Source organism: Micromonospora sp. PTRAS2, from assembly GCF_054052245.1.
This window is the reverse complement of the sequence record NZ_JBSWBU010000004.1, coordinates 527,975-541,322: the sequence shown is the minus strand read 5'-3', so window position 1 is coordinate 541,322 and position 13,348 is coordinate 527,975. Positions and strand designations below refer to the sequence as shown.

Sequence of the window (13,348 nt, the reverse complement as noted above, 5' to 3'; positions counted from 1 at the left end):
CGCGGATGGCGACGGCGCGACGCACCGGGCGGCGGCCCGGCAACCCGGGCACCCGCGAGGCGATCCTCGACGCGGCGCGTGCCGCGTTCGCCGAGCGGGGCTTCGACGCGGCCTCGATCCGGTCGATCGCCGCCGCGGCCGGGGTCGACCCGGCGCTGGTGCACCACTACTTCGGCGGCAAGGACCAGCTCTTCCTGGCCGCGATGGGCGCCCCGCTCGACCCGGGCGAGCTGCTGCCCCGGGTGCTGGCCGGCGACGCCGACGGCGTCGGTGAGCGGCTGGTGCGCACCTTCCTCGGCGTCTGGGACTCCCCGGCCGGCACCGCCGCGGTGGCGCTGCTGCGCTCGGCCGTGAGCAACGAGTGGACGGCCCGGCTGCTGCGCGAGTTCCTGGTCACCCAGGTGCTGCGCCGGGTCCTGCACCACCTCGACGTCGACCCGGCCGAGCTGCCGCTGCGCGGGTCGCTGGTGGCCAGCCAGCTGGTCGGGCTGGCCCTCATGCGGCACGTCGTGCGGCTGGAGCCGGTCGCCTCCGCCCCGCCGGAGACCCTGGTCGCGGCGGTGGGCCCGACCGTCCAGCGCTATCTGCGCGGTGAGCTGGGGTAAGGAAGGGCCCCTTGTTAACGCATTCGGTAGAGCGGGGTACCCCGCTCACCCACCGGGCGCGGCCCGCGCGCCCCACGGCGGCACGGTGCGCTCAGCCGCGGGGGGCGGCGGAGCGCGGGTGCTGGCAGAGCATCGGGTGCAGCAGCCGGGCCAGCTCCCGGTGGTCGGCCACCGGGCGCGGGAAGGCCAGCCGGGCCCGCCGCCGGGCGCCGGGCCGGCCGAGGGAGACCAGCAGCCCGTACCGGTCGACGCGGACCACGCGGGGCGGGCCGTCGGGGCCGGACTCGACCAGGCCGAGCTGACGCCGGACGTACGCGGCCATCTCCCGGCCGTGGTGCACGGCCAGCTCGGTGAGCAGCTCCGGCTCCACCGGGTGCAGCGGGTCCGGCTCCGCCTCGGCGTACGCGACGGGGTCGATCCGCAGCAGCCCGTCGGGGCGCTCCAGGCGGGCCTCGGCCACCTCGAAGCGGTACAGCCGGAAGCGGGTGCCCACGTCGAGCAGGTCGCCGGTCGGGTCCACCTCGGCGAAGTCCAGGGTGGCCTGGCGGGCCTCGTCGCCGTGCAGGGCGGCGGCCCACCCGGAGACCCAGGCCCGGCCGAGCGACGGGGCGCCAGCGGCCGGCGGCAGGTCGAGCACGTCCAGCGCCACGGCGACGTCGGCGCCCGCGCCCCGGGGCAGCGCCGCCGCCAGGTCGCTGTGCACGCCGACGAGGAGCAGCACCCGCCCGTCGGCGTCGGTGGCGTGCCGGACGTGGTACGGGCCGGGCCGCTGGGCCAGGTGGACCAGGGCCGGGAGCCGGCCGGCGACCAGCGTCCGGACGGTCTCGGCGGGCGTGGGGCGCAGGGCGGGACTGGGGCGCATGACCCACCTCCGAAGGTTAGGCTTACCTAAGCAGCACGGTAGACCATGCGCGCCCCCGCGTCCACCGCACCGCCGGTTCGCCCGTCCGGGCCGGTCAGCGGGTCTGCTCCAGCCAGGAGGCGTGCAGCAGGCCGTAGACCGAGTCGGGGTCGCGGATCAACTCGTCGTGCGGCCCGCGCTGCACGATCCGGCCCCGGTCCACCACGATCACCTCGTCGGCGGCCTCGGCGGTGGAGAGCCGGTGGGCGATCGCGAGGGTGGTCCGGCCCCGGGTCACCGCGTCCAGGGTGCGCTGCAGGCGCACCTCGGTCGCCGGGTCCACCGCGCTGGTCGCCTCGTCCAGCACCAGCAGGTCCGGGTCCGCCACGTACGCCCGGGCCAGCGCCACGAGCTGCCGCTCCCCCACGCTCAGCGCCTCGCCCCGCTCCCCGACCGGGGTGTCCAGCCCCGCCGGCAGCCCGGCCAGCCAGTCGGCCAGCCCCAGCTCGGTGAACGCGGCCGTCAGCTCCGCGTCGGTCAGCTCCGGCCGGGCGAAGCGGACGTTCTGCCCGACGGTGGCGTCGAACAGGAAGCCGTCCTGCGGCACCATCACCACCCGGGAGCGCAGCGAGGCGAACCGGACCTCGGTCAGCGGCACGCCCGAGAGCAGCACCGCCCCGGCGGTCGGGTCCATCAGGCGGGTGAGCAGCTTCGCGAACGTGGTCTTGCCGCTGCCGGTCTCGCCCACCACGGCGACCCGGCTCTTCGCCGCGATGTCCAGGGTCACGTCGTGCAGCACCGGCGGCCCGCCCGGATAGGCGAAGCCGACCCCGGCGAAGCGGATGTCCAGCGGCCCCGCCGGGAGGTCCCGGCCCTGCTCGCCGGGGTCGGCCACGTCCGGGGCGACGTCGAGCACGTCGAGCACCCGCCGCCAGCCGGCGATGGCGTTCTGCGCCTCGTTGAGCACCTCGGTGGCGATCTGCACCGGCTGGATGAACAGGGTGACCAGGAACAGGAACGCGGTGAGCTGCCCGATAGACAGGGTGCCGTCCACGCCGAGCAGCACCCCGAGCACGACGACGCCGGCCAGCGCCAGCCCGGCCGCCAGTTCCCCGACGGAGCTGCCCAGGATGCTGATCCGGATGGCCCGCTGCTGGGCCCGCTGCTGCCCCTCGATCGCCGCGTCGAGCCGCCGGGCGGTCCGCCCGGCGATCCCGTACGCCCGGATCACCGGCGCGCCGACGACGCTCTCGCCGATCGTGCCGAGCAGGGTGCCCATCCGCTGCCGGACCGTCCCGTACGCCCCGGCGAGGCGGCGCTGGAGCTGCCGGATCACCAGCACCGCCGGCGCGAACGCGGCGAGCACCACGAGGGTCAACTGCCAGGAGTAGGCCAGCATGACGGCCGTCGTCACCGCGAGCTGGCCGAGGTTGACGATCAGGATCACCCCGCCCCACTGGAGGAACTGGGTGATCTGGTCGACGTCGCTGGTGACGCGGGAGACCAGCGAGCCGCGCCGCTCGGACTGCTGGTGCAGCATCGACAGGTCGTGCACGTGCCGGAACGCCCGGGTGCGCACGTTGGCCAGGGCCGTCTCGCTGACCGTGAACAGCCGGCGCATCATCAGGTAGCCGCAGGTGGTGGTCACCACCAGCACGGCGGCGGTCACCGCGACGACGGTCCACACCACGCCGAGGTCGAGGCCGCCGACGATGCCCTCGTCGATGCCCTGCTGCACGGCGACCGGGACGGCGACCCGGCCCACCATGTAGACCAGCGCCAACGCGAGGGTGCCGGCCAGGCCGGTGCGCAGCTCGGGCGAGAGGGCCAGGCCCCGCCGCAGCGTGCGCCAGGTGTTCTCCGCCGGTTGCTCGGCCTCCACCACACTCACCGGTCCACCTCGACTTCCAGGCCGGAGGTCAACGGGGCGACCTCGTCGTACGGGCGGGGCTGCTGCTCGCCGTCGGCCTCGGCCTGCTCGTAGGCGGTGACCAGGTCGGCGTAGCCGGGAACGGTCGCGAGCAGCTCGGCGTGGGTGCCCCGGGCGACCACCCGGCCCCGCTCCAGGTAGATCACCTCGTCGGCGAGCGCGATGGTGGCCCGCCGGTAGGCCACCACCAGGATCGAGGCGGCGGGGCCGCCGGCGGCCGGCGCGCGCAGCCCGGCGAGGATGGCCGCCTCCACCCTCGGGTCGACCGCGCTGGTGGCGTCGTCGAGGACCAGCAGCCGGGGCCGCCCGGCGAGGGCCCGGGCCAGGGTGAGCCGCTGCCGCTGCCCGCCGGAGAGCGAGGTGCCCCGCTCGCCGACCATCGTGTCGAGCCCCTCGGGGAGCGCGGCGACGAAGCCGTCGGCCTCGGCGAGCCGCAGCGCGGCCCAGACGTCGTCGTCGGCGACGCCGGGCCGGTCCAGCGCGATGTTCGCCCGCACGGTGTCGTCGAAGACGAACGGCACCTGGGCGACCAGGGCGGCGGTGCCGGCCAGCGAGGCGGCGGTGAGCCGGCGGACGTCGACGCCGTCGAGGCTGACCGTGCCGGTGTGCGGGTCGACCAGCCGCACGGCCAGCGCGGCGATGGTGGACTTGCCCGAGCCGGTGGACCCGACCAGGGCCACGGTCTTCCCGGCGGGCACGGTGAAGGTGACCTCGCCGAGCACCTCGGCGCCGGGCAGGTGCGCCTCGGCGGGCTCGTAGGCGAAGCCGACGTCGGCGAAGGCGAGCGTGGCCGGCGTCGGGTCGGCCGGGTCGAGCGTGACGTCGCCGTACGGCATCTCGCCGGTGGCGTCGAGCACCCGGCGCACCCGGTCCCAGCCGGCGACGCTGCGCGGCAGCTCGGCCAGCACCCAGCCGATGGCCCGCACGGGGAAGGCCAGCACGGTGAACAGGAAGGCCACGCTGACCAGGTCGGTGACACCGATGGCGCCCTGCCGGAGGCGGAACGCGCCGACCACCAGCACGGCGAGGGTGCCGAGGCTGGGCAGGGTCTCCAGCATCGGGTCGAAGACGCCGCGCAGCCGGCCGACGGAGATCAGCGCGTCGCGCAGCTCGCCGGCGCGGGCGGCGAACCGGGCGGTCTCCTGCGCCTCGCGGCCCATGGTCTTGACCACCAGGGCGCCGTCGAAGCTCTCGTGGGCGATGCCGCTGACCTCGGCGCGCAGCCGCTGGGCGCGGGCCTGGCGCGGGGCCATCCGGCGGGAGTAGACCACGTTGAGGGCGAACAGGGCGGGGAAGACCGCGAGCCCGACCAGGGCCAGCGCCCAGTCGGTGACGAACAGGGAGGCGATCGCGCCGACCAGCATGACCACGGTGCCGACGGCGAAGGGCAGCGGGGCGATCGGGTACCAGGCCGCCTCGACGTCGGAGTTGGCGTTGGACAGCAGGGTGCCGGTGGCGTTGCGCTGGTGCCAGGACAGCGGCAGCTCCAGGTAGCGGCGGGTCACCTGCCGGCGGTAGGCGGCCTGGAGCCGGAACTGCATGTAGCCCGCGCCGAGCCGGCGGCCGAAGATGCCGACCACCCGCAGCACGCTGATGCCGAACAGCGCCCCGGCGGCGAGGGCGAGGGCCGCGATGCCCACCGACCCGCGCGCGATCGCCGGCACCACGACGTCGCCGACCACCGCCCCGACAACGTACGCGCTGGCGATCACCAGCCCGCCGAACAACACGCTGCCGCTGACCGCCACCGCGAAGATCCGGGGCTGCTCCCGGATCGCCCGGCCGAGCACGAACAGCCCTCTGCGGAGCACGTCCCGACTTGTCCTGCTGGTCACGCTCTCCCCCGCCGTAAGTTGCAATTATCTCCCTCATCCTTACCGGACCGGTCCAGCCACGCTGTCCCGGAACGGGTATGTCGGCGATCACGTCGGGCGGCGTCCCCGCACGACGAGCCGACCGCGGCGGACCGGCCTACGATCGGGCCATGCCGCGGTACGCCCGGTCGGAGCGCGAGGCGCTCGCCGACCTCATGCAGAACCTGGGTCCGGACGCGCCGACCGTCAACGAGGGCTGGTCGGTGCGGGACCTCGCCGCCCACGTCGTCGTGCGGGAGCGGCGGCCGGACGCCGCCGGGGGGATCGCGCTGCCGCCGCTGCGCGGGTACGCCGAACGGGTGCGCCTGCGGGTCGCGGCGCGGCCCTTCGACGAGCTGGTGGCGCAGGTGCGCCGGCCGCCGCTGTGGAGCCCGCTGAGCAACCCCGTCACCGACGAGCTGGTCAACACGATGGAGTTCTACATCCACCACGAGGACGTCCGGCGGGCCCGGGCGGGGTGGGGTCCACGCGACCTGCCGGCCGGGCTGGACGCCGTGCTGTGGCGGCGGGCCTCGGTGCTCGGCCGGCTGGCGTTGCGCCGCTTCCCGGCCGACCTGCTGGTGCAGGCGCCCGGGCACGGCGCGCTGTCGGCGGGGCGGGGCGGGCCACGGATCCGCGTGGTCGGCGCGCCGGGCGAGCTGGTGCTCTTCCTCACCGGCCGGCAGCGGGTCTCGCGGGTGCAGGTGGAGGGGCCGGCGGCGGCGGTGGACCGGCTCCGGGCCGCCCAGCTCGGCATCTGACCGGCTGTGCAGGAACGGTCACTCGACGGCGCGGGGCGGGCTCCCGACCGAACTATGAATATCTATTCATCTGGCGTACCCTCGGCCGGTCGCCCCACCCGGGGTGGCCCGACCCGGCAGGGGGTGACGTGCGGAGCTTCGCGGTCTCTGCCCTGGACGAGCCACCGTTTCCCCCGTGCCGGCACGCCGGCACCGATCTGGCCGCCGCGCAGAGCCTGGGCTGGGCGCAGGCATTCGGCCTGATCACCAACGGACGCCGGATGCACCGGCTGCGGCACGCCGCCGCCGCCGAGCTGGCCGGTCGCACCTGCCCGGACGCGCCCGCCGACCGGCTGCGGCTGCTCACCGACCTGATCACCTGGCTCTTCGTCGTCGACGACGCCTGCGACGACGACGGGCTCGGCGACGCGCCCACCCGGCTCGCCCCGGTCGTCGCCGACCTGCTGGACGTGCTGGACCGGCACGGCGCCCCGGGCCCCAGCCCCGCCGGCGGTCCGCTGGGCGCCGCCCTGGACGACCTCTGCCGGCGGATCCGGGCCCACGGGCACCCGCCGCTGCTGCTGCGCTTCGTCGGCCAGCTGCGCGACTACCTGCTGGCCCTGCTGTGGGAGGCGGCGAACCGGGAGCACGGCCGGGTGCCCGGGGTGGCCGAGTACGTCTCGCTGCGCCGGCACACCGGGGCGGTGCATCCCGCGTTCACCCTGACCGACCTCGCGTACGACGCGCCGCCGGAGGCGGACCGCCGCGTCGAGCCGGCGCTCGTCGACGTCGAGACCCTGGCGGCGGACCTGGTCTGCTGGTGCAACGACCTGTTCTCGTACGGCAAGGAGAACCGGGCGGGGCCGGACGCGCACAACCTGGTCAGCGCAATCGCGGCCGAGACCGGCCGGGGCGAGCCGGCGGCGCTGCGGGCCGCCGCCGAGCGGTTCAACCGGGCCCTCGCGTGCTACGCCGAGCGGGAGGCGGCCCTGGGCGACGCCGACGACGACCCGGCGCTGCGCTCGTTCCTGGCGGCCCGCCGCAACTGGGTGCGGGCCACCTACGACTGGTCGCTGCGGGCCGCCCGGTACGCCTGATCCACCCCGGGGGCCCCGGCGGGTCGCCGCGAGGACTAGCCGATGCGCGGTGCAGGCAATACCCTTCGGTAACCGCAAACGACGTGACCCCCGTCACGCCTCCACCCCTGAAGGCGGCTACAGCGATGTCTCTCGATGTACCGTACCGTTCCATCCCCGACATGTTCCTCAAGCGCGTGGCGGCCACCCCCGACCGCCCCGCGTTCGCCCACCCCGCCCCCGACGACTCCGGGCCGGTCTGGCTGACCTGGGCCCAGGTCGGGCAGCGGGCCCGGGCGGTCGCGGCGGGGCTGCACGGGCTCGGTGTCGGCCGCGAGGACCCGGTGGCGATCCTGTCGAGCACCCGGCTCGACTGGGTGCTCGCCGACTTCGGCATCATGTGCGCGGGTGGCGCCACCACCACCGTCTACCCGACCACCGAGCCCGAGGACGCCACGTACATCGTCGCCGACTCCGGGTCCCGGGTGCTGTTCGCGGAGAACCCGGCCCAGGCCGCCAAGCTCGCCGGCGCGACGCTGCCGGCCCTGACCCACGTGGTGCTCTTCGACGGCACGCCCGACCCGGCGGCGGCCGTGCCGCAGCTGACCCTCGCCGAGCTCGAGGAGCGGGGCACCCGGACCCTGGCCGACGACCCGGAGCTGATCGAGCGCCTGACCGCCGACCTCGGGCCCGACCACCTGGCCACCCTCATCTACACCTCCGGCACCACCGGGCGGCCCAAGGGCGTCGAGCTGCTGCACGGCGGCTGGTGCTGGGAGGGCGTGGCGCAGGCCGAGGTGGGGCTGCTGCGCGAAGACGACCTGCAGTACCTGTGGCTGCCGCTGGCCCACTCGTTCGGTAAGACCCTGCTCTGCGGCGCGACCCACGTCGGCCTGCCGACCTACGTCGACGGCCGGGTCGACAAGCTGGTCGAGCTGCTGGCCGTCGTGCGGCCGACGCTGATGTGCGGGGCGCCCCGCGTCTTCGAGAAGGTCTACAACAAGGCGGTCACCACCGCGCAGGACGCCGGCGGCGCGAAGGCGAAGATCTTCGCCTGGGGGGTGCGGGTCGGCAAGGAGAAGGTCGCGCTGGAGCAGGCCGGCCGGCCCGTCCCCGCCGGGCTGAGGCTGCGGTACGCGCTGGCCGAGAAGCTGGTGTTCAGCAAGCTCCAGGCCCGCCTCGGCGGCCGGATCCGGGTGCTCGTCTCCGGCGCCGCGCCGCTGAGCAAGGAGATCGCCACCTTCTTCGCCGCCGCCAACCTGCCGATCTCCGAGGGCTACGGCCTCACCGAGAGCAGCGCCGGCAACTTCGTCAACCCGCCCGGCGGCCTGCGCATCGGCACCGTCGGCCGGGCGATGGGCGACCTGGAGTGCCGGATCGACACCGACGGGGAGATCCTGGTCCGGGGCCGGCCGGTCATGCGGGGGTACCACCACCTCCCCGAGGACACGGCCGCCGCGTTCACCGAGGACGGCTTCTTCCGCACCGGCGACATCGGCAGCCTCGACGACGACGGCTACCTGCGCATCACCGACCGGAAGAAGGACCTGGTCAAGACCTCCGGCGGCAAGTACGTCGCCCCCTCGCACATCGAGGGCATGTTCAAGGCGCTGTGCCCGTACACGTCGCAGGCGGTCGTCATCGGTCAGGCCCGCAACTACTGCACGATGCTGGTCAGTCTCGACCCGGATGCGATCCGGGGCTGGGCGGCCGGTGGCCCGCTGGAGGGGCGCAGCTACGCCGAGATCGCCGCCTCCGCCGAGGCCCGGGCCATGGTCGAGGAGTACGTCGCCCAGCTCAACGCCAAGCTCAACCGCTGGGAGACGATCAAGAAGGTGACCGTCCTGCCCCGCGACCTGACCATCGAGGACGGCGAGATGACCCCGTCCCTCAAGATCAAGCGCCGGGGCGTGGAGAGCAACTTCGCGGCCGAGATCGACCGGATGTACGAGGGCAGCCTCGCCGAGATCTGAGCCGCCTCCTTCGGCGGTCCCCGCCCACGCGGCGCCGACCCACCGGCGGCCGTGCCCCACCGTCCCGGGGCACGGCCGCCGGTCGCCGCGTGACGCCGACGGGCGCGGTCGGGACTCACAGGTGCTCGGCGCGCCACCGGCTCGCCTCGGCCTCGGCCTCCGTCTGCTCCGCCAGCGCCAACTGGCGGACCCGGTGCCGGCGGCGCCCCTCGCCCCGGGTCTCCACCACGACCAGCGCCACGCAGACCGCCCCCAGCAGCAGCAGCGCCTGCAGGGCCCCGATCCGGGCGGCCAGCGGCGAGAGCAGGGCCAGCAGCGCCACCGCGACCACCGGCGGCCAGCGCAGCACCCGCAGCGCCCGCAGCCCGCAGGCGACGAGGCTGAGCAGGTAGAGGCCGACCCCGCCGTAGAGCACGAGGATCCAGAACGCGCCCAGCGGCTCGCCCCAGGCCGGCGAGGTCGGGTCCGCCGCCTCGACGAGCAGGTCCTTGATCCCGAGGGCGAAGAAGATCACCCCGGTGACGATCGGCAGGTGCAGGTACGTGTACGCGTCCCGGGCCAGCCGGGCCCGCGCCACCGGGTCGCGGGCCCGGTGCAGCGCCTGCTCGACGGCGAGCGCCAGGACGTCGAAGTACGCCCACCACAGCGTCGCCGCGATCGCGATGCCGGTCACCGCGGCAACCACCACCGGCCAGGTCAGCGGCAGGCCGGTGACGAACTTCGAGCCCAGCCCCAACGCGATGATCGATTCGCCGAGCGCGATCAGCACCATCAGGGCGTGCCGCTCCGCCCAGTGCCCCGCCGACACCACCACCCAGTACGCGCCGCCGAGGCTCGTCCCGGCCACGTACTCCAGGGTCAGCGCGGCGGCCCAGAAGGCCAGCTGCAGGGCCGTCGCCGTGCCGTCGTGGGCGATCCGCGGCGGCACCAGCGCGGCCGCGACGAGCAGGGCCGCCGCGACCACCGGCAGCCCGGCAAGCCACGCCCAGCGCCGCAGCCGCACCGGGTCGCCCCGGGCCACCCAGCCGAAGACCGCGAGCTGCGAGGCGCGGACCAGGAAGTAGCAGCTCGCGAAGACCAACGGGCCGTTCAGCCCGCCGGGCCGGTCCGTGAACGCGCCCGGCATGCTCAGGGCCAGCAGGAAGGTCGCGGCGATCGTGACGAAGCCGACGAGCGGCAGGACCCCCTGGTCGGCGCGGATCGCGTTGCCGAGCCCGGCGAAGCCCGTCCAGCACCACCACAGCAGCCCGAGCACGAGCAGGCAGCGGCACAGGTTGACGGGGCTCGGGTAGTACACGGTCAGCGTGGTGACGTTGAGGAACGCGTAGACGAAGACCAGGTCGTAGAAGAGCTCCAGCCGGGTGGTGCGCGAGCCGGGCGCGCCGGGGCGTACCCCGAGCGACCATCCCGCGTTGCCCACCCCCGCAGTCTTCCAACCCGGGGCCGCCGGGCAGCCGGGTTCGGCCGGATCGGTGGACCGCGCGGGCGGGCGGCCGGGTCAGGCGATGACCGCCGGCTCCTGCCAGCGCGGGCGGCTGGCGCGGTCCAGGTCGTAGCGGACCGCCGCGAGCCGGCCGACGGCCTCCGCCAGGTCCGCGGCGGGCAGCGTGAACGGCAGCCGCAGGAAGCGTTCGAGGGTGCCGTCCAGGCCGAACCGGGGGCCGGGCGCCAGCCGTACGCCGACCTCCTCGGCGGCGCGGGCCAGCGCGCTGGAGATCGGCCCGTCCAGCTCCACCCAGAGCGTCACCCCGCCGCGCGGCGCGGTGACCCGCCAGTCGGGCAGGCGGCGCGCGAGCGCGTCGGTCAGGGCGTCGCGCTGGGCGGCGAGCTGGGTGCGGCGGGCGGCCACGATGGCCGGCGCGTCGGCGAGCAGGTGGACCGCGACGAGCTGGTCGAGCACCGGGCTGGCCATGTCCACCCCGACCCGGGCGGCGGCCAGCCGCTGCACCTGCGGGGCGGACGCGCGGACCCAGCCGATGCGCAGGCCGCCCCAGTAGGGCTTGCTCATCCCGCCGATGGAGATCACCCGGGAGTGCCGGTCGAACGTGGCGACGGGCGGGGGCAGCTCGGTGCCGTCCAGCGGCAGGTCCACGAACGACTCGTCGATCACCAGGTCGGTGCCGGCCGCGTGGGCCGCGGCGACCACCCGCTCACGCAGCTCGGCCGGCATCAGGTGCCCGGTCGGGTTCTGGAAGTCGGGGATCAGGTACGCCAACTTCGGCCGCCCCTGACGCAGGCTGCCCAGCAGCAGGTCGGCGTCCCAGCCGGCGGCGTCGGTGGCCAGCCCGTGGGTGGTGATCCGGGCCCGGCGGGCGGCGAGGGCGGCGAGGGCGTTCGGGTACGTCGGCGACTCGACCAGCACGTTGCCCCCGGGTGCCAGGGCCAGCCGCAGCACCAGGTCGAGCGCGTGCTGGGTGCCGCTGGTGACCATGATCTGGTCGGGTGAGGTGGGCAGGCCCCGCGCCGTGTAGCCGGCGGCGACCGCCTCGCGCAGCTCGATGACGCCGGTCGGGTGGTAGCCGGCCCCGCCCAGGTAGCGGGGCAGGTCCTCGGCGGCGGCCCGGGCGGCGGGCAGCAGCTGGGGCGGCGCGGCCAGCGCGGCCACCCCGAGGTCGATCATGTCGCGGTCGTCCAGCGGGGTCCACAGGCCGGTGCTGGCCACCCGGTGGGTGCCCGGGAGCATCGTCCAGCTGCCCGCCCCCCGGCGGCTGGCCAGGTGGCCGCTCTCCCGCAACTGCCGGTAGGCGGCGGTCACCGTGGTCCGGCTGATCCGCAGCGCCTCGGCCAGCTCCCGCTCGGCCGGCAGGCGTACCCCCAGGGGCAGGCGGCCGTCGGCGAGCAGCCCCCGGACGGCGCCGGCGAGCGCGGCGTAGTCGGGGCTGCGCCGGCGGCCCGGCAGGGCGTGCCACTGCCCGAGGAGCCGAGCCAATTGGGCCCCACGCACCTGACTTGTCATGGCCACCCTCCCGATATTGGCTCTCCCCACCGCCGGATTGGCACCTAGGGTGGCATGCATGGTGGCAATTGGCAATCTGCGGCACCGGCCCGTCCGACGGCTGGTCCAGCTCTACGCGGGCCTGACCCTCTACGGCGTCAGCATGGCGCTGATGATCCGCTCCGGCCTCGGCCTCGACCCGTGGGACGTCTTCCACCAGGGCGTCGCCCGCCGGACCGGCCTGTCGTTCGGCACCGTCACCATCGCCGTCGGCGCGCTCGTACTGCTGCTGTGGGTCCCGCTGCGCCAACGACCGGGCCTCGGCACGGTCAGCAACGTGCTGGTGATCGGCCTCGTGGTCGACGCCACCCTGGCCCTGCTGCCCGGCGGGGCCCCGCTGGCGGCGCGGGCGGCGCTGCTGGTCGTCGGGATCGTCGCCAACGGCGCCGCCACTGCCCTCTACCTGGGCGCGCGGCTCGGCCCCGGCCCCCGCGACGGCCTGATGACCGGGTACGTGGCGCGCCGCCCCGGACGGTCGGTCCGGCTGGTCCGCACCGTCATCGAGGTCACCGTGCTGGCCCTCGGCTGGCTGCTCGGCGGCACCGTCGGCGTCGGCACCGTCGCGTACGCCCTCACCATCGGGCCGCTGGCCCAACTGTTCCTGCCGATGTTCACCGTCGAGGCGGAACCGGCCGGGGCGGGACCGGTCGAGGTGGGGGTCGCCGGGCCGCGCCCCGCCGGACCGTGACCACGTAACCGCGCTGAGCTGCGGTGACACCCGTACCGGAAAAGTAGGTGTTTCCTCCGGCGGCGGCGCACGGCATCATTCCTGCATGGGGGAGAGCGGATGGCGCTGGACCGACGCCTGGATCTTCGTTTCGCTGGTGATCGCCAACGGTGCCGGCCGGCACCGCAGGGCGGCGTCCACGCGGCGCCCCGAGGGCGTCCGGCTCGCTGACGTGCTCTCCACAGCCGACCACCTCAACCACGCCATCCCCGAGCGGCAGGAGGTGGAGACCGCCGTCCGCCGGCTCGTCGGCGCCGGCCTGGTCAGCGTCACCGACGGCTGGTTCCGGCTCACCCCCGACGGGGAGAAGCTCTGGCGCTCCCGCCCGAGCGCCGGCCTGGCCACGGCCGTCGACACCGTGCAGGGCGTGCTGAGCCGACGGCACGCCCCGGGCAGCGCCGACTGGACCCTCCCCGAGGACGAGCACGCCGCCGCCGTGCAGGAGTACGCCGTCCGCTCGATCCCGGCCCCGCGCCGCTCGCCGGAGGGCCACTCCGGGCGGCACTGACGGGCGAGGCGCGACGCCGGGTGTCGACGGGCCTGGTGGCCCGCCACGGGGTCGCACTGCGGTGGCTCGGCCCGGCACCGACGGGCGGGGCCGGATCACC

General features: G+C 75.4%; 11 protein-coding genes. 6 read left to right on the top strand and 5 right to left on the bottom strand.

The genetic code is table 11. The features are described from left to right. Nucleotides 1-5 precede the first annotated feature (5 nt). Nucleotides 6-605: a TetR/AcrR family transcriptional regulator gene (locus ACVMYR_RS17435; RefSeq protein WP_396787873.1), complete on the top strand. Its 600-nt coding sequence runs from the start codon at nt 6-8 to the stop codon at nt 603-605. Between the two features lie 91 nt (nt 606-696). Here ACVMYR_RS17435 and ACVMYR_RS17430 read toward each other — a convergent pair whose 3' ends face one another. The 3 genes from ACVMYR_RS17430 to ACVMYR_RS17420 form a co-directional block, all read right to left on the bottom strand. Next, nucleotides 697-1,449: a DUF2470 domain-containing protein gene (locus ACVMYR_RS17430; protein WP_043969311.1), complete on the bottom strand. Its 753-nt coding sequence runs from the start codon at nt 1,447-1,449 to the stop codon at nt 697-699. Between the two features lie 112 nt (nt 1,450-1,561). Further along, a complete protein-coding gene (locus ACVMYR_RS17425) occupies nt 1,562-3,337 on the bottom strand; it encodes an ABC transporter ATP-binding protein (protein WP_457122221.1) in 1,776 nt (591 codons plus the stop codon). Next, nucleotides 3,334-5,211 (bottom strand): ABC transporter ATP-binding protein, encoded by a 1,878-nt coding sequence (locus ACVMYR_RS17420; RefSeq protein ID WP_457122220.1) that lies wholly within the window; start codon nt 5,209-5,211, stop codon nt 3,334-3,336. The genes ACVMYR_RS17425 and ACVMYR_RS17420 overlap by 4 nt, the downstream gene beginning before the upstream one ends. Before the next feature lie 149 nt (nt 5,212-5,360). Between ACVMYR_RS17420 and ACVMYR_RS17415 the strand changes: the two genes are divergently transcribed. The 3 genes from ACVMYR_RS17415 (at nt 5,361) to ACVMYR_RS17405 (ending at nt 9,018) form a co-directional block, all read left to right on the top strand. Beyond that, nucleotides 5,361-5,990, top strand: coding sequence for a TIGR03085 family metal-binding protein (locus ACVMYR_RS17415; protein WP_077939095.1), 630 nt, complete (start codon nt 5,361-5,363; stop codon nt 5,988-5,990). A gap of 128 nt (nt 5,991-6,118) precedes the next feature. After that, a complete protein-coding gene (locus tag ACVMYR_RS17410; protein WP_077939080.1) occupies nt 6,119-7,066 on the top strand; it encodes a terpene synthase family protein in 948 nt (315 codons plus the stop codon). Between the two features lie 125 nt (nt 7,067-7,191). Further along, entirely contained in the window at nt 7,192-9,018 is a 1,827-nt protein-coding gene (locus tag ACVMYR_RS17405; protein WP_457122219.1) for an AMP-dependent synthetase/ligase, read from the top strand. Between the two features lie 115 nt (nt 9,019-9,133). Here ACVMYR_RS17405 and ACVMYR_RS17400 read toward each other — a convergent pair whose 3' ends face one another. Then, a complete protein-coding gene (locus ACVMYR_RS17400; protein WP_457122218.1) occupies nt 9,134-10,438 on the bottom strand; it encodes a low temperature requirement protein A in 1,305 nt (434 codons plus the stop codon). Nucleotides 10,439-10,516: 78 nt separating this feature from the next. Then, nucleotides 10,517-11,974 carry a MocR-like transcription factor YczR gene (gene yczR / locus ACVMYR_RS17395; protein WP_077939075.1) on the bottom strand — a complete coding sequence of 486 codons (1,458 nt, stop codon included), beginning with the start codon at nt 11,972-11,974 and terminating at the stop codon, nt 10,517-10,519. 58 nt (nt 11,975-12,032) lie between these two features. Between yczR and yczE the strand changes: the two genes are divergently transcribed. Further along, on the top strand, nt 12,033-12,701 hold the full coding sequence (gene yczE, locus ACVMYR_RS17390; RefSeq protein WP_353901152.1) for a membrane protein YczE: 669 nt from the start codon (nt 12,033-12,035) through the stop codon (nt 12,699-12,701). Nucleotides 12,702-12,786: 85 nt separating this feature from the next. Further along, nucleotides 12,787-13,248: a hypothetical protein gene (locus ACVMYR_RS17385; protein WP_043967350.1), complete on the top strand. Its 462-nt coding sequence runs from the start codon at nt 12,787-12,789 to the stop codon at nt 13,246-13,248. Nucleotides 13,249-13,348: the final 100 nt, after the last annotated feature.

What these genes read in the sequence shown, in the direction of transcription:
- ACVMYR_RS17435 (WP_396787873.1), top strand. Translation starts at nt 6, where the DNA reads ATGGCGACGGCGCGACGCACCGGGCGGCGGCCCGGCAACCCGGGCACC.
- ACVMYR_RS17415 (WP_077939095.1), top strand. Translation starts at nt 5,361, where the DNA reads ATGCCGCGGTACGCCCGGTCGGAGCGCGAGGCGCTCGCCGACCTCATG.
- ACVMYR_RS17405 (WP_457122219.1), top strand. Translation starts at nt 7,192, where the DNA reads ATGTCTCTCGATGTACCGTACCGTTCCATCCCCGACATGTTCCTCAAG.
- yczR (WP_077939075.1), bottom strand. Translation starts at nt 11,974, where the DNA reads ATGACAAGTCAGGTGCGTGGGGCCCAATTGGCTCGGCTCCTCGGGCAG.
- yczE (WP_353901152.1), top strand. Translation starts at nt 12,033, where the DNA reads ATGGTGGCAATTGGCAATCTGCGGCACCGGCCCGTCCGACGGCTGGTC.
- ACVMYR_RS17385 (WP_043967350.1), top strand. Translation starts at nt 12,787, where the DNA reads ATGGGGGAGAGCGGATGGCGCTGGACCGACGCCTGGATCTTCGTTTCG.